Annotated in this window: 23 protein-coding genes, 1 pseudogene and 1 riboswitch; of the genes and pseudogenes, 10 read left to right on the plus strand and 14 right to left on the minus strand. The window is 73.2% G+C overall.

Going from position 1 to position 25,898, the window contains the following annotated elements:
• The first annotated feature begins 121 nt into the window (after positions 1 to 121).
• A complete protein-coding gene (locus L7D48_RS07545) occupies positions 122 to 1,504 on the plus strand; it encodes an FAD-binding oxidoreductase (protein WP_237878181.1) in 1,383 nt (460 codons plus the stop codon).
• Positions 1,505 to 1,631: 127 nt separating this feature from the next.
• On the opposite strand, the gene L7D48_RS07550 is transcribed toward L7D48_RS07545, so the two are convergent.
• A complete protein-coding gene (locus L7D48_RS07550; protein ID WP_237878182.1) occupies positions 1,632 to 1,985 on the minus strand; it encodes a helix-turn-helix transcriptional regulator in 354 nt (117 codons plus the stop codon).
• Positions 1,986 to 2,105: 120 nt separating this feature from the next.
• Here L7D48_RS07550 and L7D48_RS07555 point away from each other — a divergent pair, with 120 nt between their 5' ends.
• The 3 genes from L7D48_RS07555 to L7D48_RS07565 all read left to right on the plus strand — a co-directional run bounded on the left by L7D48_RS07555 (position 2,106) and on the right by L7D48_RS07565 (position 3,883).
• Complete coding sequence (locus L7D48_RS07555; protein ID WP_237878183.1) at positions 2,106 to 2,546, plus strand: DUF6153 family protein; 441 nt, start codon at positions 2,106 to 2,108, stop codon at positions 2,544 to 2,546.
• Positions 2,547 to 2,657: 111 nt separating this feature from the next.
• Positions 2,658 to 3,317 (plus strand): DUF305 domain-containing protein, encoded by a 660-nt coding sequence (locus L7D48_RS07560; RefSeq protein WP_237878184.1) that lies wholly within the window; start codon positions 2,658 to 2,660, stop codon positions 3,315 to 3,317.
• A 158-nt stretch (positions 3,318 to 3,475) separates the two neighbouring features.
• On the plus strand, positions 3,476 to 3,883 hold the full coding sequence (locus tag L7D48_RS07565) for a four-helix bundle copper-binding protein (RefSeq protein ID WP_237878185.1): 408 nt from the start codon (positions 3,476 to 3,478) through the stop codon (positions 3,881 to 3,883).
• A gap of 310 nt (positions 3,884 to 4,193) precedes the next feature.
• On the opposite strand, the gene L7D48_RS07570 is transcribed toward L7D48_RS07565, so the two are convergent.
• The 4 genes from L7D48_RS07570 to L7D48_RS07585 all read right to left on the minus strand — a co-directional run bounded on the left by L7D48_RS07570 (position 4,194) and on the right by L7D48_RS07585 (position 9,754).
• On the minus strand, positions 4,194 to 4,730 hold the full coding sequence (locus L7D48_RS07570; protein WP_237878186.1) for a hypothetical protein: 537 nt from the start codon (positions 4,728 to 4,730) through the stop codon (positions 4,194 to 4,196).
• 12 nt (positions 4,731 to 4,742) lie between these two features.
• Positions 4,743 to 5,207 (minus strand): ion channel, encoded by a 465-nt coding sequence (locus L7D48_RS07575; RefSeq protein ID WP_237878187.1) that lies wholly within the window; start codon positions 5,205 to 5,207, stop codon positions 4,743 to 4,745.
• The gene (locus tag L7D48_RS07580; protein ID WP_237878188.1) at positions 5,204 to 6,427 is read right to left on the minus strand and encodes a cation:proton antiporter; all 1,224 of its coding nucleotides are present in this window, start codon (positions 6,425 to 6,427) and stop codon (positions 5,204 to 5,206) included. The genes L7D48_RS07575 and L7D48_RS07580 overlap by 4 nt, the downstream gene beginning before the upstream one ends.
• 615 nt (positions 6,428 to 7,042) lie before the next feature.
• Positions 7,043 to 9,754, minus strand: a complete 2,712-nt coding sequence (locus L7D48_RS07585; RefSeq protein ID WP_237878189.1) for an ABC transporter substrate-binding protein — start codon at positions 9,752 to 9,754, stop codon at positions 7,043 to 7,045.
• A gap of 271 nt (positions 9,755 to 10,025) precedes the next feature.
• On the opposite strand from L7D48_RS07585, the gene L7D48_RS07590 reads away from it, so the two are divergent.
• The gene (locus tag L7D48_RS07590) at positions 10,026 to 10,736 is read left to right on the plus strand and encodes a hypothetical protein (protein WP_237878190.1); all 711 of its coding nucleotides are present in this window, start codon (positions 10,026 to 10,028) and stop codon (positions 10,734 to 10,736) included.
• Between the two features lie 89 nt (positions 10,737 to 10,825).
• Here L7D48_RS07590 and L7D48_RS07595 read toward each other — a convergent pair whose 3' ends face one another.
• From L7D48_RS07595 to L7D48_RS07610, 4 genes are all read right to left on the minus strand, one after another.
• On the minus strand, positions 10,826 to 11,278 hold the full coding sequence (locus tag L7D48_RS07595; protein WP_237878191.1) for a hypothetical protein: 453 nt from the start codon (positions 11,276 to 11,278) through the stop codon (positions 10,826 to 10,828).
• A gap of 182 nt (positions 11,279 to 11,460) precedes the next feature.
• Positions 11,461 to 11,913 (minus strand): DUF421 domain-containing protein, encoded by a 453-nt coding sequence (locus tag L7D48_RS07600; protein WP_237878192.1) that lies wholly within the window; start codon positions 11,911 to 11,913, stop codon positions 11,461 to 11,463.
• 132 nt (positions 11,914 to 12,045) lie between these two features.
• Positions 12,046 to 12,291, minus strand: a complete 246-nt coding sequence (locus L7D48_RS07605) for a hypothetical protein (protein WP_237878193.1) — start codon at positions 12,289 to 12,291, stop codon at positions 12,046 to 12,048.
• Positions 12,288 to 12,704, minus strand: coding sequence for a DUF1622 domain-containing protein (locus L7D48_RS07610; protein ID WP_237878194.1), 417 nt, complete (start codon positions 12,702 to 12,704; stop codon positions 12,288 to 12,290). Before L7D48_RS07610 ends, L7D48_RS07605 begins: the two co-directional genes overlap by 4 nt.
• Positions 12,705 to 13,074: 370 nt before the next feature.
• On the opposite strand from L7D48_RS07610, the gene L7D48_RS07615 reads away from it, so the two are divergent.
• From L7D48_RS07615 to L7D48_RS07625, 3 genes are all read left to right on the plus strand, one after another.
• The gene (locus L7D48_RS07615; RefSeq protein ID WP_237878195.1) at positions 13,075 to 13,680 is read left to right on the plus strand and encodes a TetR/AcrR family transcriptional regulator; all 606 of its coding nucleotides are present in this window, start codon (positions 13,075 to 13,077) and stop codon (positions 13,678 to 13,680) included.
• 333 nt (positions 13,681 to 14,013) lie between these two features.
• Positions 14,014 to 14,766: an SDR family oxidoreductase gene (locus L7D48_RS07620; protein WP_237878196.1), complete on the plus strand. Its 753-nt coding sequence runs from the start codon at positions 14,014 to 14,016 to the stop codon at positions 14,764 to 14,766.
• 128 nt (positions 14,767 to 14,894) lie between these two features.
• Positions 14,895 to 15,581 carry a histidine phosphatase family protein gene (locus L7D48_RS07625; protein ID WP_237878197.1) on the plus strand — a complete coding sequence of 229 codons (687 nt, stop codon included), beginning with the start codon at positions 14,895 to 14,897 and terminating at the stop codon, positions 15,579 to 15,581.
• Positions 15,582 to 15,711: 130 nt separating this feature from the next.
• On the opposite strand, the gene L7D48_RS07630 is transcribed toward L7D48_RS07625, so the two are convergent.
• Entirely contained in the window at positions 15,712 to 17,931 is a 2,220-nt protein-coding gene (locus L7D48_RS07630; protein WP_237878198.1) for an NADP-dependent isocitrate dehydrogenase, read from the minus strand.
• Positions 17,932 to 18,166: 235 nt separating this feature from the next.
• Positions 18,167 to 19,207, minus strand: coding sequence for a transglycosylase family protein (locus tag L7D48_RS29535; protein WP_374491613.1), 1,041 nt, complete (start codon positions 19,205 to 19,207; stop codon positions 18,167 to 18,169).
• Positions 19,208 to 19,249: 42 nt separating this feature from the next.
• A riboswitch (cyclic di-AMP (ydaO/yuaA leader) is annotated at positions 19,250 to 19,426 on the minus strand.
• A gap of 436 nt (positions 19,427 to 19,862) precedes the next feature.
• On the opposite strand from L7D48_RS29535, the pseudogene L7D48_RS07645 reads away from it, so the two are divergent.
• Positions 19,863 to 20,201: pseudogene (locus L7D48_RS07645) on the plus strand (IS5/IS1182 family transposase); the annotation flags it as partial.
• Positions 20,202 to 20,220: 19 nt separating this feature from the next.
• Here the strand turns inward: L7D48_RS07645 and L7D48_RS07650 are convergent.
• Positions 20,221 to 20,955, minus strand: coding sequence for a GNAT family N-acetyltransferase (locus tag L7D48_RS07650; protein WP_237878199.1), 735 nt, complete (start codon positions 20,953 to 20,955; stop codon positions 20,221 to 20,223).
• 584 nt (positions 20,956 to 21,539) lie between these two features.
• On the opposite strand from L7D48_RS07650, the gene L7D48_RS07655 reads away from it, so the two are divergent.
• On the plus strand, positions 21,540 to 22,973 hold the full coding sequence (locus L7D48_RS07655; protein WP_237878200.1) for an MFS transporter: 1,434 nt from the start codon (positions 21,540 to 21,542) through the stop codon (positions 22,971 to 22,973).
• A 61-nt stretch (positions 22,974 to 23,034) separates the two neighbouring features.
• Here L7D48_RS07655 and L7D48_RS07660 read toward each other — a convergent pair whose 3' ends face one another.
• Both L7D48_RS07660 and L7D48_RS07665 read right to left on the minus strand, forming a co-directional pair.
• Complete coding sequence (locus tag L7D48_RS07660; RefSeq protein WP_237878201.1) at positions 23,035 to 25,005, minus strand: GAF domain-containing protein; 1,971 nt, start codon at positions 25,003 to 25,005, stop codon at positions 23,035 to 23,037.
• 103 nt (positions 25,006 to 25,108) lie between these two features.
• Positions 25,109 to 25,873: a 3-hydroxybutyrate dehydrogenase gene (locus L7D48_RS07665; RefSeq protein ID WP_237878203.1), complete on the minus strand. Its 765-nt coding sequence runs from the start codon at positions 25,871 to 25,873 to the stop codon at positions 25,109 to 25,111.
• Between the last annotated feature and the right edge of the window lie 25 nt (positions 25,874 to 25,898).

The raw sequence follows: 25,898 nt of genomic DNA on the forward strand, positions 1-25,898 counted from the left end.
CCCGCCCGCCTGATCCACCGCGCCCCGGCGCGGGCCACCGGTGGGACGTGCCGTCGCGTCCCGCCCGGGACTACGGTGGAAGGCGAGGTCCGACCGGTGCCCCGACGAAAAGGGGGGCGACATGGTGTCCCACAGCGTGGACGGAACAGCCCTCACCGACCTCCGCGCCGGCTTCGCCGGCGATGTCATCACTCCCGGCGACGGGCCCTACGACGAGGCCCGCGCGGTCTTCAACGCGATGATCGACCGGCATCCCGCCGTCATCGCCCAGTGCGAGACCGAACGCGATGTCGCCGAGGCGATCCGGTTCGGGCGGGCCAACGGTCTGGAGATCGCGGTCCGCGGCGGCGGGCACAGCGTCGCGGGCATGGCCCTGACCGAGGGCGGCATCGTCGTCGACCTGCGGCGCATGCACACGGTCGTGGTCGATCCGGGCAGGCGCACCGCACGGGTCGGCGGCGGCGCCGTCATGAGTCATCTGGACCGGGCCACTGAGCCGTACGGTCTGGCGACGACCGGCGGCCGGGTCTCCACCACCGGGGTGGGCGGGTTCGTGCTGGGCGGCGGGACGGGCTGGCTGGACCGCAGGTTCGGCCTGGCGAGCGACAACCTGCTGTCCACCGATCTGGTCACCGCGGACGGCCGCACGGTGCGCGCGAGCGAGGAGGAGAATCCGGAGCTGTTCTGGGCGCTGCACGGCGGTGGCGGCAACTTCGGCGTGGCCACCTCACTCACCCTGCGGCTGCACCCGCTCGCGGAGGTGACCGCGGCCCTGCTGATGTGGCGGCCCGAGGCGGGCCCGGATGTGGCGCGGGTCTACCGCGGCTTCCTGGAGTCCGCCCCGGACGAGGTCGGCGGCGGGCTCATCTACCTGACCGCGCCGCCCGAGGAGTTCGTCCCCGCGGACATGGCCGGGAAGCTCGCCTGCGCGGTGCTGATCACGTACGCGGGCGGCATGCAGGAGATGCGCGATGTCGCCGAGCCCATGCTCGACATGGACCACGACGCCGAGATGATCACCGAACTGTCCTACGCCGACCTGCAGTGCATGCTGGACGACCCGCCCGGTTACCGGAACTACTGGTCGGCCGAGTACCTGGCCTCCTTCCCCGATCGGGCCGTGGACGCCTTCTGCGCCCGCGCCGCCGATCTGCTCGTGCCCTCGCCCTCCCAGCACGTCCTCTTCCCGCAGGGCGGCGCGGTCGCGCGGGGCCCGGAGGACCACCCGATCCCCTGGCGGCGGGCCCCGTGGGTGGTCCACCCCTTCGGGCTGTGGGAGGACCCCGCCGACGACGAGCGTGTCAGGCGGTGGGCCCACGACGTACGCGCGGACGTCAGGCCCTGGTCGACCGGGGCGGTCTACCTCAACTTCATCGGGCACGAGGGCGAGGACCGTGTGGTCGCCGGGTTCGGGCCGGACAACCACCGGCGGCTGGCCGCGGTCAAGGCCGAGTACGATCCCGGCAACGTCTTCCGGCTCAACCACAACATCAGGCCCGGCTGACGCCGGGCCGACGCGGCGTGCCGGGCGCGCACGGTACGCCGTGAGCCGGGTGACAAGTCCCCGCCTCCCCGGGTCCGATGGGGGCTCACCGCACCGCCACCGCACCGCCCACCACGGTGCGGGACGGTCAGGCCCCCGCCGAGACGAGGAACCGTCCCATGGCGGCGAGCACCGACGGCTCGACACGGTAGTACACCCAGGTGCCGCGGCGCTCGGAGGTGAGCAGTCCGGCCTCACGGAGCTTCTTCAGGTGGTGGCTGACGGTGGGCTGGGAGACCCCGACGTCGGAGATGTCGCACACGCATGCCTCACCGCCGTCGTGCGAGGCCACCAGGGAGAACAGTCTCAGCCGCACCGGATCGCCCAGCGCCTTGAACATCGCGGCGGTCCGCTCGGCCTCCTCGGCCGTCAGCGGGCGCTCGGTCAGCGGCGGGCAGCACGGCTCCACCTTCGAAACCGGCGGCGCCTTCGTGTTCGACATACACCTATGTTGACACATGTCGAATCAGCCGGGCCAGGATGCGTGGGTCCCGAAACCACCCCGCTCGCCGTCCGCGGCCCCGCGCCGGACCCCGTGGCTGCGCGTTTGTAGAATGCCCGCGTGAACCGGCGGCCGCACCCATCGACCAGCCCCCACCGGGCCCGGGTCCGCGTGGTGCTGCTGGTCCTGGCGGTGCTGACGGGGTTGGTGGCCATGCACGGCCTGGCCCCGGCCGGAGCGGCCGCCGTACCGAACGCCTCTCACAGCGCGCCTGCCGCCGGTCACGCGGTGTCCGCGGGCGCGGACACCGCCGCGTACGGTTCCCCGGGCACTGCCGCGGGCGGCGCCTGCGCGCACCCGGGCCACGGGACGAACGGGCACCTCGACCACGCCGACGCCACCTGCGCGGCCGTGGGCACTTCCGGCCCGCCTCCGCTGTCGGCGCCCTCCTCCTGCGCCGTCGCCCCGGCGGAGGCGCCCTTCGCGGGGCGGGCGCCGTCCGCGGCCCTCCCCGGCCGCGCTCCCCCATCGCTGAGCGAACTGCAACTCCTGCGCATATAGGAGCGCCCCGCGCGACCGCCACCCCGTCCGGGGGCCGGCGGCCGCGTGCGACGCGCCCATGTCCCGCCCCGCCTCCGGGGCTTCCCTCCCACAGCAGGAGTCCGTACCACCATGACCTCACACCGTTTCGCCCTGCGCCGCGCCGCCCTCGCGGTGACCGCCGCGACCGCCGCCGCCGTCCTGGCCGCCTGCGGCTCCCAGGAGTCCTCCCCCGCCGGCCGCGGCGGCCACGACGACAGGCCCGCCGCGAGCTCCTCCGCCCCCGTCTCGGCCGGCTCCCACAACGCCGCCGACGTCTCCTTCGCCCAGGGGATGATCCCCCACCACCGGCAGGCGGTGGTGATGGCCGAGATGGCGGAGACCCGGGCCGCCTCGCAGGAGGTCAAGGACCTGGCGGCCGCGATCAGGAAGGCCCAGGACCCGGAGATCGAGACCATGTCCGGATGGCTGGAGTCCTGGGGCGAGCAGGTGCCCCCCAGGACGGAGGGCACGGACGGGACGGACCACTCCGGTCACGGCTCCCGCGAGATGAGCGGAATGAGCGGGATGATGACCCCCGAGGAGATGGCGGAACTGGAGGAGTCCTCCGGCGAGGCGTTCGACACCGCCTTCCTGGAGATGATGATCGAGCACCACAAGGGTGCGGTGGCCATGGCCGAGGACCAGAAGGAGAACGGCTCCCACGGCCCGGCGAAGGCCATGGCCGACGACATCATCACCGCCCAGAACGCCGAGATCGGCACGATGGAGAAGCTGCTCGGCCGGAAGTAGGACCGGTGCCGGGGCCCGGGATCCGCATGACACGGACCCCGGCCCCCGGTTTATGTACCGCTTTCGGGTGTTACCCGTCCGCACGGCACCGCGGGCCCCGGCCCCGCACCGGGCCAGGGGCCGCGAGACCGAACGGAACCGCACGAAAGGGGACAACCATGACGACGATGGTCAGCGAGATGCTGCGCACCTACCCGGCCGACCTCGGCGGTGTGAACCGCCAGGCCATGGAGCGCTGCATCGCCGAGTGCTTCGACTGCTCGCAGGCCTGTACGGCGTGCGCGGACGCCTGCCTGTCGGAGGACATGGTCGCCGAGCTGCGCAAGTGCATCCGCACCAACCTGGACTGCTCGGACATCTGCGAGGCCACCGGCAAGATCCTGTCCCGGCACACCGGCTACGACGCCAACATCACCCGCACCCAGCTCCAGGCCTGCGCCATGGTCTGCAAGTCCTGCGCGGAGGAGTGCGAGCGCCACGCCGACATGCACGAGCACTGCCGCATCTGCGCCGAGGCCTGCCGCCGCTGCGAGCAGGCCTGCAACGAGCTGCTGGCGACCCTCTGAGGCCCCTTTCCGAGGCCGCCTCCGGGTCAGGACAGGAACGCCGCCCTCCGCCGCCCCGGCCCCGGCCGGGGCGGCGCCGCGTACGGATGCCGCACGTCGGCGAGGACCGGGACGGGCGGGCGGGGCCGGCCGCCCTGGACATCGCCCGCCGGCCCCGTCGGCCCGGGCACCGTCCTGGCCGCCACCGCCGGCGGTGTCCGCGAGCCCCGCGACGGCGGCAGGACCTCCGCCGAGCGCCTGCCCCTGCCCGGGGGCGGCCGCTGACGGCTTCCCCGGGGACCCCCCGGTCCGGGCACCGGCGGGTGAGGGCTCAGGTCCGGTCGTCGCGGTCGTCGCGCCATCCGTCGCTGTGCAGGAACCCCCGTACGCTGCGCCGCCGCCGGGCGTGCTCCCGGACCCCGGCGGCGTACCGCTCCTCGCCGACCACGGGGACGCCCGCCCGCCGCAGCACCGACAGCTCGGGCGCGGGGCGCTCCTGTCCGGCACGGCGGAAGAACTGCCCCCGCAGTGTGTCCAGCACCAGGTCCAGGGCGGACAGCAGGGGGCCGGTGGCCGCCGGGTCGGGCCGGGCCTCGGGAGCCGCACCGGCGCACAGCAGCAGGAGGGTGTCGTCGAGGACGGCGACGGCGGGGGCGGGGGCCTTGTCGGACGAGGCGGAGTGGAAGTAGTGGACGACCGGGTAGGCCAGGTGCCGTTCGCCCATGCGCAGCAGCGGGGCGGTCAGGGAGACCAGATGCTGGTTGAACATGGAGCTGAAGCCGTTCCCGGTCCACCCCGCGGCGATGACCGCGGCGGCGTCCCGCCCCAGGACGTGGATCTGCTCGGCCAGGACGCGCTTGTGGACCACCGCCTGGACCACCTACACCAGATAGGTGATGGAGAGGGTGACCAGGAACAGCCCGGACAGGGAGGCGACGGTGGTGGCCACCTGGGCCCAGGCGGTGCCGGGGACGTAGTCGCCGATGCCCAGGGTGAAGACGGTGTAACCGGTGAAGTACACCCGCGCCCAGCCGTCGGCGGGCACACCGGTGACGGAGGTGACGACGGCCTCGTCGTGGGAGGCGAACACCAGCCACCATCCGGCCCACAGCAGCACCGTCCAGGTCAGGAAGGTGGCCAGCAGGGTGAGTGTCCCGCTCCACTCCAGCAGCCGCGTTCCGCGCGGCACCCGGGACCGGACGGCCAGGAGGCCTCGCCACACTCCTTTGGCCACCCGGCCGCCCACCGGGCCGGTGCCCGTGACCATCGACAGCGAGGTGATCACCGCGTCGGCCAGTGCCAGGGCGGCCAGGGCGCAGCCGGCCACCGCCGTCAGCACGTTCATCGCGCCGCCTCCCGGCTCTTCTCCCCCGCCCTGGCGTAGAGGGACAGGCCGGGGGCGGTGGTGACGCCGTGCGCGACGGTGCTGGCTGCGATGACGAGCGTTCCGGCGGCCAGCACCACCGGGTCGGCGCCGAGCCGGTGGGCCTCCATCGTCAGGTAGAACAGGGCCGAGACGCCGATGGGGCCGAACCAGCCCATGAAGAGGGTGTCGCGCCAGGTCAGGGAGAGCGGCCGCTTCAGCGCCAGCAGGACCGGCAGGCGGCGCAGCAGCAGAACGCCCAGGACCAGCAGGATGCCGCGCCACCAGCCCAGCTCGCCCCACTCGCGCCAGGGGATCATGGCACCGAGCACGACGAACAGCGGCAGGACGAGGAAGCGGTTGACCGCCTCGTCGTTCTTGTCCTCGTCGGCGCGTTCGCTGACCGAGCTCGTCGCGTTGAAGGCCAGCCCGCTGACGAAGACGGCGAGGACGCCGTCCAGGCGCATCAGTCCGGCCGCCCCGAGGACGAGGAGGGCCAGCAGCAGGGTGTAGACCAGCAGGGGGCCGGACTGGACGCTCCGGTGCTCCTCCGCCTTGCGCAGCGCCCTGCCGCCCAGCGCGCCGGCCGCCGCTCCGAAGACGACCGCGCCCAGCACCTGCCACAGGGACTCCAGCAGCGCGTCGGTTCCGCCGAGGGTTCCGGCGATCGCCACCGCGGCCAGCACCAGGGGCAGGGCGAGGCCGTCGTTGGCGCCCGACTCCAGGGACAGCAGCTGCCGGGTGCGGGCGGTGATCGTCTTCTCGGCCGGCTCGCCGGTGACCACGCTGGAGGCGAGCACCGGGTCGGTGGGGCACAGGGCCGCGCCCAGCAGCGCGGCCGCGCCGAGACCGACCCCGAGGACGGCGGCCGACAGCGCCGTGGTGATCAGCGCCATCCCCAGCATGGCCACCACCAGCAGGACGGCCAACGGCTTCGCCCTCGAGCGCACGTCGCGGAACGGATAGCGCAGGGCGATCGCCATCACCGACACCGCCAGGAGCAGGCGGGAGGCCTCGTGCAGCTCCTTGTGCCCCTCGACCACGGTGGGCAGGTCGAGGACGCCCAGCACCTGCGGGCCGAAGACGATCCCGGCCAGCAGCGCCAGCAGCGGCCCGCTCAGCGGGGCGCGCTGGATGCGTACGGAGAGGGCGGCGACGACCAGGGCGAGGGCCGCGGTGACGGTCAGGATTCTGTCCAGCATGTCCGTGCGGCTGCCCTGTCCCGCTCTTTGTCATGCACCGGCAGCCGCTCCGGCCACCGGGTGGGCGGGGCGTCCGGGTGACGGGACCGGACGAGGCGCCGGGTCGGCCGCCCGGCGGATGTCGGCCGCCCCGGATCCCTACACGTGTTCGCCTCGGGTACGCAGAAGCAGCACCATCTCATCCGAAGGAGTGGTGTCGGGCGCTCTCCGCCGGATCCCGGTGTTCTGACGGACCGTCAGCGGAGATCCGGACCGTCAGGAAGCCGCGACGGCGGGTCGCACGGAGGAGAGGAGAAACCCTTGAGGGCAGCCGACTCGAGTGATCGAACCGCTCACAGGGGCCGCCGCGTCCCACGGCAGCGCCGGGGCCCCGGCGGGCCTCGCACGGCCGCCTGCCCGCTCCGGCTGGAGCGGGCACGCCACCGGGAGGACCGGCTCCTGCCCCGGCGGGCCGAGATGTAGGAGGTGCCCGGCACACGAGAACACGGGCGCGAGCGACGCGCCTCCCCCGAGGACGCGGGCGGGTTCCGGCTCACCGGGCCCCGCCCGCACGCGCGTCCGGCGGACTCTCGTTTCCGGGGACGGCGGCCGGGCGCCCGGGCGGGCCGCGCCGCCCTAGGCCGCGCACAGCGGGCCCTGGTCCCGGCTCCTCACGTCCTTCTCGTAGGCCCCGCACACCCCCACGACCTCCGGCCCGCCGTCCGTCTGCCGCAGGAGCACCAGCGTCTTGTCCGCCGGCGGCCTGTTCGGGGAGAGGGGCCGGTGGACGTAGCCGGTGGCGCCCTCGAAGGAGACCCCGCCGCGCAGCACGGCGAGGACCGCGCTGCGGTGGACGTCCCGGCCCGAACGGGCGCCGTCCACCGCTCGGGAGAGCATGTGGAAGGCGTCGTAGGACACCGCGGAGTGCCCGTCGTGGCGCCAGGGGTCCGCCTTCGGCCGGCCGCTCACGAACGCGTCGTACTCCTGGGCGAACCGCTGTGTCCTCCAGCTCGCCCGCTCGTCGGTGGTGGGCAGGCGGTGGGCGGAGTGGTACAGGCGCAGCCACGCCTTGTCGGCGTACTCGCCGGTCAGCGCGACATTCGTCAGCTCGTTGCCGCCCAGCACCGTCAGGCCGCCCTTCACGCAGGTGCCCTGTTTGTCGAAGGCGTTGACGAAGGCGGTGAAGTCCCTGGCCCGCGCCGACCAGTAGACGATCGGGTCTCCGCCTGCCGAGCCGAGCATCTCGCAGACGGTGTCGGCCAGTTGCGCCGCGGTGGTCACATTGGGGCTGCCGGGCGGGGCGGTTCCGAACTCGCCCTCCTGGGAGAAGTTGACCAGTTGCTCCTCGCCCGGGAACCACTTCGTGAACTTGCCCGCCAGACTGGCGCTGTACAGGTCGCCGGAGTTCTGGACCACGACGGCGTGCCGGGCCGGGACGCAGCCGTCCGCCCCGCCCGGTCTCGCCACGATGTTCGACGTCGTGGCGAACTCGGCCGCCATCCGCGCCTCGTCGCTGTTGAGCGGGGTGAAGGGCCAGTAGGTCTGGCTGACCAGCATCTCGTCCGCGGTGGCGGTGGTGCCCACCACGGGGATGTCCGCCGACTCCAGGATGTCCAGTGCGTCCCTGGTGGTCTCCTTGCTCTGCGCGAACCCCAGGACCCCGACGACCGTCTCGTGGCTCCGGGTGCCCCGCCGGTCGGCCTCCCTGACCTCCTCGACCAGTTCGCGGGCCTCGGCGGCCGCGTCCTTGAAGCCCTTCCCGGTGGTGCGGACATCCACGATCAGGGGCACGAGCGACTCGTCGGCGTCCGCCTCGCGCAGTACGCGGTCCTGCCACATGGCGATGCCGCGCAGCTCGGGGATGGTCCCGTCGAACAGGGTGTCGGTGCGGTCGGTGGGCTTGTCGGAACCGAAGTGGACCACCGTGCGAACGGTGCGGCCCTCCTCCTCGGCGAACCTCACGGCCCTGGCGTTCTGCCGGTCGATCGCCTCGAGCATCTCGTCGTACCACTTCTTGGGCTCCACGGGGACCGGCTCGGCCAGTCCGGCCACGGCGGCGGCTCCGCCGCCGGCGCATCCGGTGTCCCGCTCCGGGCCGGAGAGCAGCTCGGCGCCGCCGATGCCCAGCAGGGAGACGGCCAGTGCCGTGCCCCCGGCCAGCGCCGAGGTCTGGGTGCGCCAGCTGAGCCGGAAGCGCCGCGGGGAGACCCTGCGCACGGGCAGCCCGGCGCGGGAGAAGGGCTCCTCCCGCAGGCCGACCCACACCGGGCGGTGGGCGTCCTCGTGCAGCAGCAGACCGGCCTGGGAGAGGTTGCACTCCTCCGGGTCCAGCTCCGCCCGGAGCGTCCCGGAGATCCGGCCGACCGCGACGACCAGCGGCCCCGGGCCGCCGACCGCGGCGCCCGCCTGCCGGAAGGAGCGCAGGAAACGCTCGGCCGCCTGGGCCCCGTCCGTCGCGTCCCTGGGCATCTCCAGCAGGATCACCGGGCGTGCCCTGCGGCGTCGGCGCTTGGGCAGGAAGCGGCCGACCGAGGGCCTGCCCAGATCCTCCAGGAGTGCGCGCAGCAGGAGCCGGTCGACGGCCTGGAGCGCCTCCGCGTGGCGCGGGTGGTCCGCGGGGAGCGCCAGCCGCGGCGCCTGGCGCGCCGCCACCGCGTCCATCACCCCGAAGAGGTCCTCACCGCTGCGGCGGACGTTCAGCTCCGCGCCGAGCCACCGGGAGCGGCGGTTCGGGGAGAGGCGCCCCGGCCTGACCAGCCGCGCCGTCTTGCGCCGGGCCCACAGCCAGCGGGGCAGCGTCCTGGTCAGGCTCAGCCACCACGTCCTCAGCAGCCAGCCCCGCAGGCCCGTGGCCGGCGGGGCCTCCCTCCCGCCGAGCGACCACAGCAGACCGGGCAGCCCGCCGCGTTCGGCCCGTCTGCGGTACGCGTGGTCCCGGAGCTCCTTCGCGGCCGGGGCCGTCCAGTCCCCGGGGCGCTCGCGGACGTAGGCGACGGTGTCCCGCAGCAGCTCGAAGTCGGGGAAGCGGTCGGGGGTCATGTTCCCGGGGATGCCGAACGCGAGCTGCTTGCCCGCCTCCCCGGCCAGCAGGTCTTCGTCGGAGCCCGCCTGCAGGATGGCGTAGGGGACCAGTTTGCCGCCGTCGCTCAGCGGGTCCACCAGTGCGTTGAGGACCCTGCGGACGCGGATCTCGTACTCCTCCCCGTGCCCCGGCACGTGGAGGATGAGCAGCGGCGGCCTGATGGTCAGGTAGCCCGGCGCGTCGGGCACCACGGCTGTGGGGTACTCGCGGACGAAGATGTCCGCGCCGGTGTCGTCCGGAAAGCGGTTGGGTGCAGGCGTCGTCATGGAGGACCCCCCGGTTTTCGCGCGTCTCCCCCGGTCCGGGATGTGAGAAGTTACCGACTGTGCTCCGTCTGTCACAACCGCTTCGCCGTAAGCGGTTGTGGCGGTTCCGTCTGCGGTCCGCCGCCGGGTCCGGCTGCCCGAGCGGTGGTGCGCGGAGCGGGGTCCGGAAGGGGCCCGGCGCGGTGGCCGGAAGGGGGCCCGGCGCGGTGGAAAGCCGCCGGCTCGCGCGGACGGCGTGAGTGTCCGGCCGTACGGGGGGAAGGGCTGCGGTGTGCCTGCTCTGCCTGTCCGCCCTTCCCGACGCCCCCGTTCCGAACGCGAGCGGTTCGCCCAGGACCTGCTGGACCGCGCGACCCCGGTGATGAGCGCGCTGGGCGTGCTGTTCCTGCTGCTCGTGCTCGGTGAGCGGCTGGCCCGGCCCGGCAGCGCGCTGAGCCTGGTCATGGCCGTGGCCGGCTGGCTGCTGTGGGCGGTGTTCGCCGCGGAGTTCCTCGCCCGTCTGCTCATCGCCCCCGACACCGGGGCCTTCTGGCGCCGCAACTGGTGGCAGCTCCTCTTCCTGGTGCTGCCCTTCCTGAGGGTGCTGAGGCTGGCGCACTCGGTGCGGATGCTGCGCACCGGCCGGGTGCTCTCCTCGGTGGTGCGCTCCTCCCGCTCGGCGCGCCGGGTGCTCGGCGGCCGGATCGGGTGGCTGGCGGCCGTCTCCGCGATCACCGTCCTGGGCAGCGGGGAGCTGCTGTACGAGTTCGGCTCCTACCGCTCCCTGGGCGAGGCGCTGCACGCCACCGCGCTGGCCACCGTCACCGGGGAACCGCTGGACCGGCCCGGCGCCTTCCCCAAGGTCCTGGAGATCGCGCTGGCGGTCTACTCGGTGGCCGTCTTCGCGACCCTCGCGGGCAGCCTGGGGGCCTACTTCCTGGAGTCCCGCGCCGGCGGTGACCGGCCCGTCGGAGCCGGTGGCGGGGGAGTCGAGGGCTCTTGATCACGGGTGTCCGGGCGGGCCCGCCCGGACACCCGCCGGAAGCGGGGCGAACGGGCGGCGGAGGCACGGGGCCCCGCGCCGCACCCCGCTCATTCGGCCTCTTCCGGACTCATGCGCCGGGCCCGGAACAGCAGCAGCATGCTCACCAGGGCCAGCGCCACGAGCACGATGCCCGTGACGACCTCGTTGGTCTGAGCCACCCGGGGGGTGTTCTCGGGGCCGCCGTAGTCGATCAGAGCGGGTGCGACCAGCAGCCACACGCCGAGGAGCAGGACGATCAGATCCGACAACCACCCGCGCGGGCGTACGATCCGGGCGAAGGCGACGAGCAGCAGCACGATGCCGACACCGGTCTCGTTGCGCTGGGCGTCGACCGCGGCGTCGCCGAAGGGGTACCTGAGGAACCACGAGGCCACGACCAGCCAGATGCCGGCCAGCAGCATCAGGCCGGTCACGAGCTGGTCCCGCAGCCCCAAGGGTCCGGGCGTGGAGGCGGCGCCCCGGGCGGCTGCCCGTCCGCGCGGTGAGGAATGACGAGCCATGGGAACTCCTTAAGGGATCTTCCCGACCATCTTGGTGCCGTTCGCGGCGGTTCGCCCGGTGCGCGTCCTCCGTCCCGGCTCCGTTCGGCGGCTTCCGCTCCCGGATCACTCCTCCGGCCGTGTTCCGGCCGTTTGCGCGACGTCCGACAGGGAGCTGCCCGAGCCGGCCTGCGAGCGGGTGATCACGCTGAACTTGCCGTCGGTCTCCAGCACCACCGCGGCGACCTCCTCGACCGAGCCGACCCCTGGGAGCGGATCGCCTGGAGCACCTCGCTCTCGGTGACCCGCTGCCGGGCCATCGCCTCCCCGAGCATGCGCCCGCCGCTCAGCAGCAGGGTCGGTTCGGCCTTGACCAGCCGCCGGACGCGCCGGGAGCGCACCGCCGCCCAGGCGCTGACGAACTGGAGGGCCACCAGCAGGGCCAGGGCGAGTGCCCCCTCGGCGAGGGAGACGGTCGAGTTGAGCAGGATGGTGGCCAGCGTCGATCCCAGGGCCACGGTGACCACCAGGTCGAACGCGTTCATCTTCGCCAGCGTGCGTTTGCCCGAGATCCGCACCGCCGTGATCAGGGCCGCGTAGGAGCACGCGGTCATGACGGTCACTCTCAGCAGGTCGTATCCGGTGTCGAAGAACATCGGTCACGACTACCCGGCGGTTCCGTTCCGCAACATGCCCGCGCCCCCGTGACCGGTCCGGTGTCCGCACGTTTCCCCGGCGCCGCCCCGGAGGCCGTACGGACGCCGCCGCCGTCGTACGGTCCGGCTCGGTCAGCCGGGCCGCGGGGCACGCAGACCGGCGGTGACCAGCTTGCGGACGGCGATCACGGCGGCGGCCGCCGCGATGGTGCTCCAGCTCGGGTCGCCGGTCAGCCGCAGCAACCCCGCCGCGGTCAGGAAGTCCAGGAGGACGGCCAGGGCCGGCACGAGCCGTCCGGCCGCCGCGAGCACCACCGCGGCGGCCACCAGCCCGAAGGCGGTGGTGGCCAGCGCCGCCAGGTTCAGGACGGTGGTCATGCCGGTTCCGCCCGGGCCCGGGAGCCGTCCGCCTCCTTGCGGCGTTCGCGTTCGATCTCGGCGCGCTCGGCCGCGATCTCCCGGCCGAGGAAGAAGTTCAGGGCGGTGCGGATCGCCGCGATCGCGGCGAGCTGCCCGATCTCGGTGAAGCTCGGCGCGACGGCCGTGCGCAGGACGTCTCCGGCGAGCTGGAACTCCAGGCCGAGCGCCAGGAAGCGCCCCAGGGTGAGCCGGATCCTGTTGAACCTGCGGTCCGGGCCGGCCCCGCGCGCCATGGTCAGCAGGAAGCGCCCGAACGCCCAGACGGCGCCCGTGAAGATGATCAGGGCGCCCGCCGCCTCCACCAGCCTCACCAGGAGGTCGACCGCTTCTCTGAGCGCGGACTCGGGCAGCACTTCGGCGGTTGTGTCCATGATCCGCGAGTACCCGTACCGCTCCGCTCATTCCATGAACGGCCGGTGTGACGTACCTCATCCGATTCCATCCGGTTTCTTTTGATCCGATGCGGAATGACCGCGTCGGCCGGGCGGTTGTACTCGTCGCGGGCGCCGGAGGGCGGGACAGTGTCCCCGGGCCTCACACACAGCCTGCGAGGACGATCGTCCGGCTGAAGCCTCGCAGTGCCACTCGCCGCGAAGGCGACCGCCGCCCCTCGGCGCCCGCGCTTCGAAACCGGCGCCGGCCAGGTTCCCCCCGTCCTGGCCGGCGCCTTCCACATCCCGTGTGCCGGGCGCCCCGGGCCGGTGTTTGCCGGGCCCGCGGCGGCGGGTTACCGTCACCCGCATGACCGCCGATCCCGCCCGCACCCGGGTGCGCCTGAGCGCCGAGGACCGGCGCGGGCAGCTGATCGGCATCGGACTGAGGCTGCTGGTCAGCCGGCCCATCCACGAGCTGTCGGTACACGAGGTGGCCGCCGAGGCGGGCATCTCGCGCGGCCTGCTCTTCCACTACTTCCCGACCAAGCGCGACTACTACGTCGCGGTGGTCCGGGCCGCCGGGCAGCGGCTGCTGCGGCACACGCGCCTGCCGGACGAGGGCGGACCCGAGGAGCGGGTACGCGCCGTGGTCGCGGGTTTCACCGGCTTCGTGCGGCGCCGCCGCGCCAACTACGTGGCTCTGGTGCGCGCCGGAGCCGGCGGGGACGAACTGGTGGTGGAGGTGTTCGAGGGCATCCGCGCCGCACTGGCCGAGCGGATCCTGACGGCGCTGGGCGAGCCCTCCCCCGACCCGCTGGTACGCCTCGCGGTACGGGGCTGGCTGGCGATGGCGGAGGAGATGGCGATCGAGGCCGGGGAGGAAGTGGCGACCGAGGAACTGGTGGGCTTCCTCGTGGAGGGTCTCGGCCGGCTGCTCGCCCCTCTGGGCGCACCGCTCGCCCCGTCGCGCTGACCGCCCCGCCCGCCGGTGCGCGCGGAGTGATCCGGGCCACCCCGTGCCCACACTGTTGAGCACTGGTCAGTATGTTGGCTACGCTCGCCGTCGCGACGACGCCGCCCGGGCACTTCGGACATCCCCCGGCAAGGGGCCGGCCGTGGACTTCGCCCACTCGCCGCGGGCCCGGGCGTACACCGGACGCGTCGCCGGGTCCGCCGGTAGCGGGACCGTCCCCCGCGAGGACGCGCCCTCGGCGCCCCGCGCGGCCGGACCGGCCGCCGGCCACGGGGGCCGCGGGAGCTGCGGCACCGGGGCACGGAACACGACGAGGACACAGGAGCACACGGCATGAGCACCCGTCAGAACATTCTCATCACCGGGGCCAGCGCCGGGCTGGGCGAGCAGATGGCCCGCGAGTTCGCCGCCAGGGGGCGCGACCTCGCCCTGTGCGCCCGCCGCACCGACCGCCTGGAGCGGCTGCGCGAGGAACTGCTGGCCGCCCACCCCGGCATCACCGTCTCGGTGCGCGCGCTGGACGTCAACGACCACGACGCCGTCTTCGAGGTCTTCCGCGCCTTCCGCGCCGACCTGGGCTCCCTGGACCGGGTCGTGGTCAACGCCGGGCTGGGCAAGGGCCAACCGATCGGCACCGGCCGCTTCGACGCCAACCTCCAGACCGCGCTGACCAACTTCACCGCCGCCCTCGCCCAGTGCGAGGCCGCCGTGGAGGTCTTCCGCGACCAGGGGGCCGGCCATCTGGTCGTCGTCTCCTCCATGAGCGCCATGCGCGGCCTGCCCCGCAACCTCACCACGTACGCGGCCAGCAAGGCCGGCGTCGCGGCCCTCGCCGAGGGCATCCGCGCCGAGCTGCTGCGCACCCCGATCAAGGTCACCACCCTCTTCCCCGGCTACATCGCCTCCGAGATGAGCGGATCGGCCGGCCGGACGCCGCTGATGGTCTCCACCGAGAAGGGGGTGCGCGCCATGGTCAAGGCCATCGAGGCCGAGCGCGCCCAGGCGAAGGTGCCCGCCTGGCCCTGGGTGCCCATGGGCTTCGCCATGCGCCGGCTGCCCCTGGGGGTCGTGGCGAGGATGAGCTGAGAAAAACCACTCCCCCGCCCCCCGCCTTCCCGGGCCCGGTTCCGCCTGCCTTCCCGGGCGGCGCGGCGGCAGCTCCGGCCCGCCGGCCCGGAAAGCTCCGACAGCACTTCGACGACAGGAGGGCAGCGATGCCGGTCATCCATCTGGTCCGCCACGGCCAGGCCACGTTCGGCGCCGACACGGCCGAGGGGTACGACGTGCTGTCGGACCTCGGACGCAGACAGGCGGAGGTCGCCGGGGCCGAGCTGGCCCGGCGTGCGCCGCGCGACCCGGTCGTGGTCTGCGGCACCCTGGCCCGGCAGCGCGACACCGCGGAGATCATCGCGAGAACCGCCGGGCTGCCCGGGGCGCCGCACACCGATGCGCGGTGGAACGAGTACGACCACATCGATCTCGTCGAGCGCTACGGCGGCGCCGCGCCCCAGGACGCCCCCGCCGACGCGTCCGCCGGCGCCTCCTACGGCTCACGCGGCGTCCAGGCGGCCCTCGACCGGGCTCTCGCGGCGTGGATGGCGGACACGGGCGAGGGCGGCTGGCGGCGGTTCGCCTCCGGCGCGGCCGACGCGCTGCGGGGGCTGGCCGACGGGCTGCGGCCCGGGCGCGACGCTGTGGTGGTCACCTCCGGCGGGGTGCTGGCGGCTCTGTGCGGAGGGCTGCTGTCCGCCCCGCCGGCCGGGATCGTGGCGCTGAACCGGGTCACCGTCAACGCCGCGATCACCACCCTCGTCGCGGGCTCCTCCGGCATCAGCCTGCTGGCCTTCAACGACCACGCTCACTTCGCCGGGGAACGGCGCGCGCTGCTCACCTACCGCTGACCCGGTTGCCCAGGAGCCCGGGAGCCCGGGAGCCGCCCCGGCCGGAGAGGAGTCCGGCCGGGGCGGCGGCGTCACGGGACGGGCGCGGAAGGCGCGGAGGGTGCGAAGGAGCGCCCCCGCGCCCGCCGTGTCAGGACAGGCTCGCCAGCGCCCGGTTGAGGGTCTGCGACGGGCGCATGACGGCCGAGGCCTTGGCGTCGTCGGGGCGGTAGTAGCCGCCGATGTCGGCCGGGGAGCCCTGGACCGCGGCCAGCTCGCCGACGATCGTCTGCTCCTGCTCGGTCAGTTCCCGCGCCAGCGGGCCGAAGGCCTGCGCGAGCTCGGCGTCGTCGGTCTGCTTCGCCAGCTCCTGCGCCCAGTACAGCGCCAGGTAGAAGTGGCTGCCGCGGTTGTCGATGCCGCCGATGCGGCGGGTGGGCGACTTGTCCTCGTTGAGGAAGGTGGCCGTGGCCCGGTCGAGGGTGTCGGCCAGCACCTGGGCCTTGGCGTTGCCCGTGGTCTGGGCCAGGTGCTCGAAGCTGACCGCCAGGGCCAGGAACTCGCCCAGGCTGTCCCAGCGCAGGTAGTTCTCCTTGACCAGCTGCTGGACGTGCTTGGGCGCGGAGCCGCCGGCGCCGGTCTCGAACAGGCCGCCGCCGTTCATCAGCGGGACGACGGAGAGCATCTTGGCGCTCGTGCCCAGTTCGAGGATCGGGAACAGGTCGGTGAGGTAGTCGCGCAGCACGTTGCCGGTGACCGAGATGGTGTCCTCGCCCCGGCGGATGCGCTCCAGGGAGAACTTCGTGGCCTCCACCGGCGCCATGATCTCGATCCGCAGGCCCTCGGTGTCGTGCTCGGCCAGGTAGGTGCGGACCTTCTCGATCAGCCTGGCGTCGTGGGCGCGGGTCTCGTCCAGCCAGAACACCGCCGGGGCGCCGGTGGCGCGGGCGCGGGTGACGGCCAGCTTGACCCAGTCCCTGATCGGGGCGTCCTTGGTCTGGCACATGCGGAAGATGTCGCCGGCGCCGACCGTCTGCTCCAGTACGACGTTGCCGTCGCCGTCGGTGACCCGGACGGTGCCGGTGGCGGGGATCTCGAAGGTCTTGTCGTGGCTGCCGTACTCCTCGGCCTTCTGCGCCATCAGGCCGACGTTGGGCACCGAGCCCATGGTGGCCGGGTCGAAGGCGCCGTTGGCGCGGCAGTCGTCGATAACGGCCTGGTAGACGCCGGAGTAGGAGCTGTCGGGCAGGACCGCGAGGGTGTCGTGCTCCTGTCCGTCGGGGCCCCACATGTGGCCGGAGGTGCGGATCATGGCCGGCATGGAGGCGTCGACGATGACGTCGCTGGGGACGTGCAGGTTGGTGATGCCGCGGTCGGAGTCGACCATGGCCAGCTCGGGGCCTTCGGCCAGCTCGGCCTCGAAGGACTCCTTGATCTTCGCGCCCTCGGGCAGCGACTCCAGGCCCTTGAGGATGCCGCCGAGGCCGTCGTTCGGGGTGAGGCCGGCGGCGGCGAGGGTCTGGCCGTACTCGGCGAAGGTCTTCGGGAAGAAGGCGCGCACCACGTGGCCGAAGATGATCGGGTCGGAGACCTTCATCATGGTGGCCTTCAGGTGGACCGAGAACAGCACGCCCTCGGCCTTGGCGCGGGCGACCTGCTCCTTCAGGAACTCGCGCAGCGCGGCCACCCGCATGACGGCCGCGTCCACGACCTCACCGGCGAGCACGGGCACGGACTCGCGCAGCACGGTGGTGGAGCCGTCGTCGCCCACCAGCTCGATGCGGAGGGCGTCGTCCTTGGCGAGAACCGCGGACTTCTCGGTGGAGCGGAAGTCGTCCACGCCCATGGTCGCCACGTTGGTCTTGGACTCGGGGGTCCAGGCGCCCATGCGGTGCGGGTGGGTCTTGGCGTAGTTCTTCACCGAGGCGGGGGCGCGGCGGTCGGAGTTGCCCTCACGCAGCACCGGGTTGACGGCGCTGCCCTTGACCTTGTCGTAGCGGGCGCGGATCTCCCGCTCCTCGTCGGTCTTGGGGTCGTCGGGGTAGTCCGGGAGCGCGTAGCCCTTCTCCTGGAGTTCGGCGATCGCGGCCTTGAGCTGCGGGATGGAGGCCGAGATGTTCGGCAGCTTGATGATGTTGGCCCGGGGGGTCTTGGCCAGCTCGCCGAGCTCGGCGAGCGCGTCACCGATGCGCTGCTCCTCCTTGAGGTACTCGGGGAAGACCGCGATGATCCGCCCCGCCAGGGAGATGTCACGGCTCTCCACGGCGACGCCCGCCTTGGCGGCGTAGGCCCTGACCACCGGCAGGAAAGAGTACGTCGCCAGGGCCGGGGCCTCGTCGGTCTGTGTGTAGATGATGGTCGAGTCAGTCACCGGGTGCTCCGCTCCACGTCTGCAACATTGCTCGACATCAAGATATCCCGTGGAGGGCCTCCCCCCGAAAGTGCCCTGCCCCTTGTGGCGGCGCTTTCGCGCCGCCACAAGGGGCAGCAGGGCGAGGGGCGGGGCCTCGGGGTCCGCGGGACCGGTCGTCGCAGTCCCGGTCGTCGCAGTCCCGGTCGCCGCAGTCCCGGTCGCCGCAGTCCCGGTCGCCGCGGTCCCGGTCGGCTCAGTAGGGCCCGTTGACGTTGTCGATCGAGCCGTAGCGGTCGGCCGCGTAGTTGCAGGCGGCGACGATGTTGGCGACCGGGTCGTACTGGCTGTTCGCCGTGCCCGGGACGTGGTAGGCGTCGAAGGTGGGCTTGATGACCTGGAGCAGGCCGATCGAGGGGGTGCCGCGCTGGGCGTTGATGTCCCAGTTGTTGACCGCGTTCGGGTTGCCGCCGGACTCGCGGATGATGTTGCGGTGGATGCCCTCGTAGGTGCCGGGGATGCCGTTGGCCCGCATGATGTCCAGGGCCTCGCGGATCCAGCCGTCGAGGTTGTCCGCGTAGGTCTTCGGTGAGGCCTGGGGGGCGGTCTTCTCAGCGGCCGGGCGGGCCTGGGTACGGTCGGCGCGCTCCGGGGCGCGCTCCTGCTCTCCGCCGGAGGACCGGGCGGCCAGGCTCAGCTCCTGGCCGGGGAAGATCAGGTGCGGGTTGTCGCCGACGGTCTCGCGGTTGGCGTCGTAGACCGCCTGCCAGCCGCCCTCCACACCGTGGGCGGTGGCGATCCGGTGGAGGGTGTCGCCGGGTGCGACTGTGTGGGAGCCGGCGGCGGGCTTGCGCTCGGCCCCGGCCTTCGCCCCGGACTCCGTCCCCGTCTTCACCCCGGACTCGCCGCCCGTCTGGGTGGCGGGGGCGCTGCCGGGGGCGCCGGAGCCCCGGGTGAGCCCGGCCGCCGGTCCGCAGGTGGGCCAGGCTCCCGGCCCCTGGAGTTCGAGCAGCTTCTCACCGGCGGCGATCTGCTCCTGCTTGGTGGCCAGGTCGGCGCGCGGCGCGTACTCGGTGCCGCCGGCCGCCTCCCAACTGGACTGCGAGAACTGCAGTCCGCCGTAGTAGCCGTTGCCGGTGTTGATGGACCAGTTGCCGCTGCTCTCGCACTCGGCGACCTTCTCCCACACCTCGGCGGAAGCCGCGTTCGCACTGCCGGCCGCGACCATCGGCGCCGCGATTCCCGCGCCACCGGCCGCGGCGACCAGGGAGATCCGGGAGAACTGACGGGAAATCAAAGACTTGCTCGGACGACGGTGGCGGCCACGAGACATGGGTGTGAGTCCTCTCCCACGCCTACGAGGTTAGCTGTCGGATTCGGGCTGGAGTTGCCCGGCCTTCCCGGGTGCCCGAGGGCACTTCGGGAAGGGCTTCACCCCAAGCCGGATCGCGGAAAAATCGCGGTCGCGGCACTTAACTCGGTTTCCCCGCTCCTGCCATGGTCGGCTGCGCTCCCTCCACCGGCCGGGCGGCAGGACTCGGCGTCCCGGCGGTGGAACCCCCGCGATGCGGCGGAGGCCAGGACACATAAACACAACCAATTCACGGAGACAAGGCGCCGGAAGAACAAGGCCCTTCGCGCTGTCACCGAGTCGTGAATCATGAACACGGTCCGCACAGGATCCCGACCGGCTCACGACCTCCCGGGACGATCGAGTACGAGTCAATTCTCCGGGTGACACGGAGAATCCGGGAGACAGGAGAATTGGATCTTCCCGCGAAGGGCGAGCGAGACGATCGAAACTGTGACTCCGAACACATCACCGGAAAGGCAGTTCCTTACATCGCCTTTTTCCGCACCAAACAGCTTTAAGCTCCAGGAGCACACAAGGAGGCCGATTCACCGGATTCCCGCCCCCGCTCACCGCGCGACCGGGCCACCCCCGATGTCTTCGGGGCCGCTCCCGGCCGGACGCGGTCGCCGCAGACATGGCGTACTCGTCCCGTGCCAACCGCGCCTCCCCGCGCAGACTCCGCAGCAAGGCCGTCGTCCCGGAGAAGAAGGATCAGGCCGCCGACCGCAAGAAGAGTGGCAGCCGGGGCGAGCGCCCCGTCACCCAAGACGCCGGTCTTTACCGTGATCGAAACACCGTCGAGCGGGCGATCGACCAACCGAAGGACTGGCGCGGCATCGCCACACGCTTCGACAAGACACCTGAGAGCCACCTCGCCGGCCCCGAACTGCGGGCCTCGGTGATCTGGCTCGGAGATCTCCTGCAAGCAGCCGATTGATCACAACATCACACAGCTCCTAGCTGAGCTTGCCCTGGTCGAGACGAAGACTCAGCTGTGTCCCCAACTCCCGAAAACCCAGGGCGGCTGCGACCCTGCGGGATTCCACCGGTCGAGCCCGCCACTGAGGCATCAGGCCCGCAGCGAGCGCATGCGCCACCGCTGCGGAAGCCACCCGCCGGGCCAGTCCGCGGCCCCGGTGAAGCGGGGCCGTCAGCACGCTGATGTGCGCGGTCGAAGCCGGCCACGTCCGATACCCGGCCGCGGCTGTCACCTCGGCTCCCTCACGGACGATGAACGCGGGAGAGGTGATCTCCTCCATCCCGCTCTCACCCGCTTCCTCCCGCCCCACCGATCTCACCAACCCGTGGAGTTCCCGATGTCCAGGGGTCGTGTCCTCGACGGCCGCACCGGCCACCGCAGGACGGAAGTCGTCCGAGGACACGTATCCCAAGGTGGCAGGGCCGAGTACTTCGGCAACGGGCAGTATCGCCCGGAGCACATCGGCCTCGGTGAGTGAGTCCGTCGGCACCTCGGCCACCGCGCACCTCAACGCTCTCGCGGCGGCCCCCGTCGGTGCGGTGACGATCGCCGCGTCACCCAGCACGACGATGCCTGCCCAAGATGGCGGACAGAGCCCCGACTCGGGCGAGGCAACCACCGTCACACCGCCGGACGGCTCGAACGAGACGGGCGCAGCGGCCAGCACCTCCCACAGGCCACGGGCACGGACCAGCAACGGATCACCGCTCATACCCTGATCGTGCCACCCCGAGATCGCCGCGCGCCGGGGAAATCGACCAGTCGGCACGACCGGCGCCGTGACTCGCCGGCGAGTCCCCCGCTGAACCATGGAGGGCGTCACCGTCCGGAGCGAGATCCGCGGAAAGACTCGACAAGCAGGACTTGATGGGGAACCGCCGTGCCAGGCGTGGTCGACGGCCCGCGCACCACACCCACTGCGACTCGCGGGCCGCCGGGGTGCGGGTGTCCGTTCTGCGCTTCATGCCGGAGTTGTACGCGGCGTAGTCAGCATCAAGTCAGCACGGGAGGAGTGGGGACGGGTGATGACGTGAGCTTTCGGTCAGCACCGAGTCAGCACGGGAGTCGGCGCCGCGCTCCCGAACCACACCCGAGCAGGGCAACTCGGACACTGCCCCGCCCGGCCTCGCCGGGCCCCTCACGGGGCCGCGGTGCGCGCCCCCGCCCCCGGCGTGGCGGGCGCGCGCACCGCGGCGCGCGGAACTGTGGTGTCCCACCACATACGCCCGCGAGCTGCGCTTTCCTACGGTGTGGCGGCACACGAACGTCCCCGTCGAGTGTCAGGAAGTGGTGCCGATGCCGTCACCCGCAAGCGCCCCGCCCGCTCCCTCCAACCTCAAACGCGTGGTCACCGCCTCCCTGATCGGCACCACCGTCGAGTGGTACGACTTCTTCCTCTACGGCTCCGCGGCCGCGCTCGTCTTCGACAAGCTGTTCTTCCCCGAGTCCGACCCGCTGGTCGGTACGCTGCTGGCCTTCGTGACGTACGCGGTCGGCTTCGTCGCCCGTCCCGTCGGCGCGCTGGTCTTCGGGCACTACGGCGACCGGCTGGGCCGCAAGAAGCTGCTGGTGGTCAGTCTGCTGATGATGGGCGGCGCGACCTTCGCGATCGGGCTGCTGCCCACCCACGCCCAGCTCGGTTCCGCGGCGGCCGTCCTGCTGACCGTGCTGCGGCTGGTGCAGGGGTTCGCGCTCGGCGGTGAGTGGGGCGGCGCGGTGCTGCTGGTGTCGGAGCACGGCGACGCGCGCCGGCGCGGCTTCTGGGCGTCCTGGCCGCAGACCGGCGCCCCGGCGGGCCAGTTGCTGGCCACCGCCGTACTGGCGGTGCTGACGGCGGTGCTGTCGGAGGAGGCGTTCGTCTCCTGGGGCTGGCGCGTGCCGTTCCTGCTGTCCGGGGTGCTGGTGCTGGTGGGCCTGTGGATCCGGCTGTCGGTCGACGAGTCGCCGGTCTTCAGGGCCGCGCTGGCGAAGGCCGAGGCACGCAGGGCCGCCGAGAGCGCCGAGAACTCCGGGGACGCGGCGGCGAAGGCGGAGACCATGCCGCTGCTGGCCGTGTTGCGCCACCACTGGCGCGACGTGCTGATCGCGATGGGCGCGCGGATGGCGGAGAACATCAGCTACTACGTCATCACCGCCTTCGTCCTGGTCTACGGCACCAAGCACCTGGACATGGGGAAGCAGACGGTGCTCAACGCGGTGCTGATCGCCTCCGCCGTCCACTTCGCGGCGATCCCGGTGTGGGGTGCGCTGTCGGACCGGTGGGGCCGCAGGCCGGTCTACCTGCTGGGCGCGGCCGGAGTCGCTCTGTGGGCGTTCCCGTTCTTCTGGCTGGTCGACACCGAGTCCTTCGGCGCGGTGCTGCTGGCGGTGACGGTCGGGCTGGTTCTCCACGGCGCGATGTACGCCCCGCAGGCGGCCTTCTTCTCCGAGCTGTTCGCCACCCGGGTGCGCTACTCCGGGGCCTCGATCGGCGCGCAGTTCTCGTCGGTCGCCGCCGGCGCCCCGGCCCCGCTGATCGCCACCGCCCTGCTGGCGGACTTCGGGGGTTCGACGCCGGTGGCGCTGTACGTGATCGCCGCCGCGCTGCTCACCCTGCTCGCGGTCGGGGTGGCCAAGGAGACCCGGATGCGGGATCTGGAGCGGATCGGCGAGCCCGGGGATCAGTGGAGGACGGAGAGCTCGGGAAGGGTGCCGTCCCCGCGCGGCGTCTCCTCCCTGGACGGCCGCTGAACGCCGTAGCCCGCTGAACGCCGTCGCCCACCGCCCGCCGACCGCCCGTTTCTCCGGGCGGTCAGCGGGCGACGGCGGCGGACATCCGGTACAGCCGCAGCGCGAGCTGCACCTCCAGGGCCTTCTCCGGGCACTGCCAGTCGCTCCCCAGCAGGCGTGCGACCCGCTCCAGCCGCTGGGCCACGGTGTTGACGTGGACGTGGAGCACGTCCTTGGTGCGGGCCGGGCTGGAGCCGGAGGCGAAGTACGCCTCCAGGGTGCCCACCAGGTCCGTTCCGCGGCGTTCGTCGTACTCCAGGAGCGGGCCGAGGGTGCGGCTGACGAAGCCGTCGACGTCCCGTCCGTCGGCCAGCAGCAGTCCGAGGAAGCCGAGGTCCCCGGCTCCCGCGCCCTCGCCGAAGCGGCCCAGCAGCCGGAGGGTGTCCAGGCAGCGGCGGGCCTCGTCGCAGGCGGCGGCCACCGCCGCCGGGTCGGCGGCGGGCGCGGGAACCGGCGGGGAGGCGCCGACGGTGACGGGGGCGTGGACGGCCGCGCCGAGCTGGGCGGCGACCTGCCGGGCCGTGCCGCCGGGGTCTCCCGGGCCCCCGCCCCCTCCGGGGCACTCCCGGTCGGCCAGCGGCAGCAGCAGGACGGTGCCGCCCTCGCGGGCGGCGGCCAGTCCGTGCCGGGTGGCGGCCAGATGGGAGGCGGCCGACCACAGCCGCTGCCGGTCGGTTGTCTCGCGCTGTCCCGTGCCGCCGCCGGTGTCCAGCCGGGCGGCGAGGACGACGTGGGGGACGTCGAGGTCGGCGCCGAGCCGGGCGGCGCGCTCGCGCAGCAGACGGGGGTCGCGGTCGGCGGCGTCCAGCAGGTCGTCCAGGAGTTCGCCGCGCACCCGCTGCTCGGCCTCGCCCGCCGAGCGGCGGGCCAGCAGCAGCAGCGAGGTGACCATGGCGGCGCGCTCCAGGGTGCGCTGGTCCGTGGGGTCGAGTTCGCGGTGGCCGCGCAGTACCAGCGCGCCCAGCAGTTCGCCGCCCGCGGAGACGGCCGCCACCCAGGCGTCGCCGTCGCGCACCGCGTGGCCGTCGCGGCGGGAGCGCTCGACGGCCCGGGCGGGCGTGCTCCCCCCTCCTTCGGGGAGCTGCGCGAACTCCACTTCCCCGTCGAGGACTTCGGAGACGGCGGCGGCCACGTCGTCCACGCCTCCGCCGCGCAGGACCAGTTCGGTGAGCCGGTCGTGGACCTCCGAGGAGCGTTCGACGGCGGCGCTGCGGTCGCGGATGATGGCGTTGGCGGCCTCCAGTTCGGCCATCGCCTCGCGGGTCTCGGCCAGCAGCCGGGCGGTGTCGATGGCGACGGCCGCGTGGGCGGCGAAGGAGGCCAGCAGCGCGACCTGCTCGCGGTCGAAGACGCGGGGGCGGCGGTCGGCCGCGAAGAGCACGCCGATCACCTCGCGACCGAGCATCAACGGCACCCCGAGGATCGCCACCAGGCCCTCGTCGCCGACCCCGGAGTCGATGTTGCGGGTGTGCAGGAAGCGCTCGTCGCGCATGTAGTCGTCGGTGACGTAGGGGCGGGCGGTCTGGGCGACCAGCCCGCCCAGCCCCTCCCCCATGCCCAGGCGCAGCTGCTGGAAGTGCGCGGAGACCGATCCCTCGGTGACGCGCATGTAGGTGTCGCCGGCCTCGGGGTCGTTGATGGTCATGTAGGCGACCTCGGTCCCCAGCAGGGAGCGGGCGCGCTGGACGATGGCGCGCAGCACGTCGTCCAGCTCCCGCACCCCCGCCAGGTCGTGCGCCGTGGCGAACAGTGCCGTCAGTTCCGCCTCGCGCCTGCGGCGCCCCTCCAGTTCGGAGCGCACCCGCAGGGCGAGGAGCCGGGCGCGGTCCGCCGCGGGGGAGCCGTCCGGCCGCCCGGGCCGCTCGTACTCCTCGGCGGGCGCGCCGCGGGCGAGGAGTTCCAGGAACTTCAGGGGCACGGATTCGGCGGCGGGTTCGGCGGCGGGCTCGGTGGCCGGTCCGGCTGCGGGCTCGGCCGCGTGGTGCTCGGGCATGGGCACAGGGATACCTGCCGGTGGTACGGGCGCGCCAGGGTCGGTGCGCGGGCGTGTGCGCCCGGCGCGCCGGGGCGTGGATCGTTCGCGCCGGGGGTGTGGGTCAGTGCGCCGTCCAGCCGCCGTCCATCACCAGGGACGCGCCGGTGACGAAGGACGCCTGCGGACCGCACAGGTAGGCGACGGCCTCGGCGACCTCCTCCGGCTCGATCAGCCGCTTGACGGCGGCGTCGGCGAGCATGACCTCGGAGACCACGCGGTCGGCGGGGATGCCGTGGGCCTCGGACTGGTCGGCGATCTGCCGTTCCACCAGCGGGGTGCGCACATAGGCGGGGTTGACGCAGTTGGAGGTGACGCCGTGGGCGGCCCCCTCCAGGGCGACGACCTTGGACAGCCCTTCCAGCCCGTGCTTGGCGCTGACGTAGGCGGACTTGTAGGCGGAGGCGCGCAGGCCGTGGACCGAGGAGATGTTGACGATCCGGCCCCAGCCCCGGCCGTACATGTGCGGCAGGGCGCCGCGCACCAGCCGGAAGGGGGCCTCCAGCATCACCGTCAGTACGGTGCGGAAGACCTCCGGCGGGAACTCCTGGACGGGGCGGACCAGTTGGAGCCCGGCGTTGTTGACCAGCACATCGGTGCCGGCGGCGGCCCGCTCGGCGGCGTCGAGGTCGGTGAGGTCGAGGTGGACCGGCTCCAGGGCGCCGGGCAGGCCCTGTGCCCGCTCTGCGAGCCTTCGCAGTCCTTCGGCGTCCCGGTCCACCGCGCGGACCTCGGCGCCCGCGGCGGCCAGCCGCAGGGCGCAGGCCCTGCCGATGCCCCCGGCGGCACCGGTGACCAGGGCGGTGCGACCGGCGAGGTCCAGCGGCACGGCGGGGGCGCCCGGGGCCGGGCCG

This window comes from Streptomyces sp. ICN903, from assembly GCF_022015835.1.
GTDB classification, from domain to species: domain Bacteria; phylum Actinomycetota; class Actinomycetes; order Streptomycetales; family Streptomycetaceae; genus Streptomyces; species Streptomyces fenghuangensis.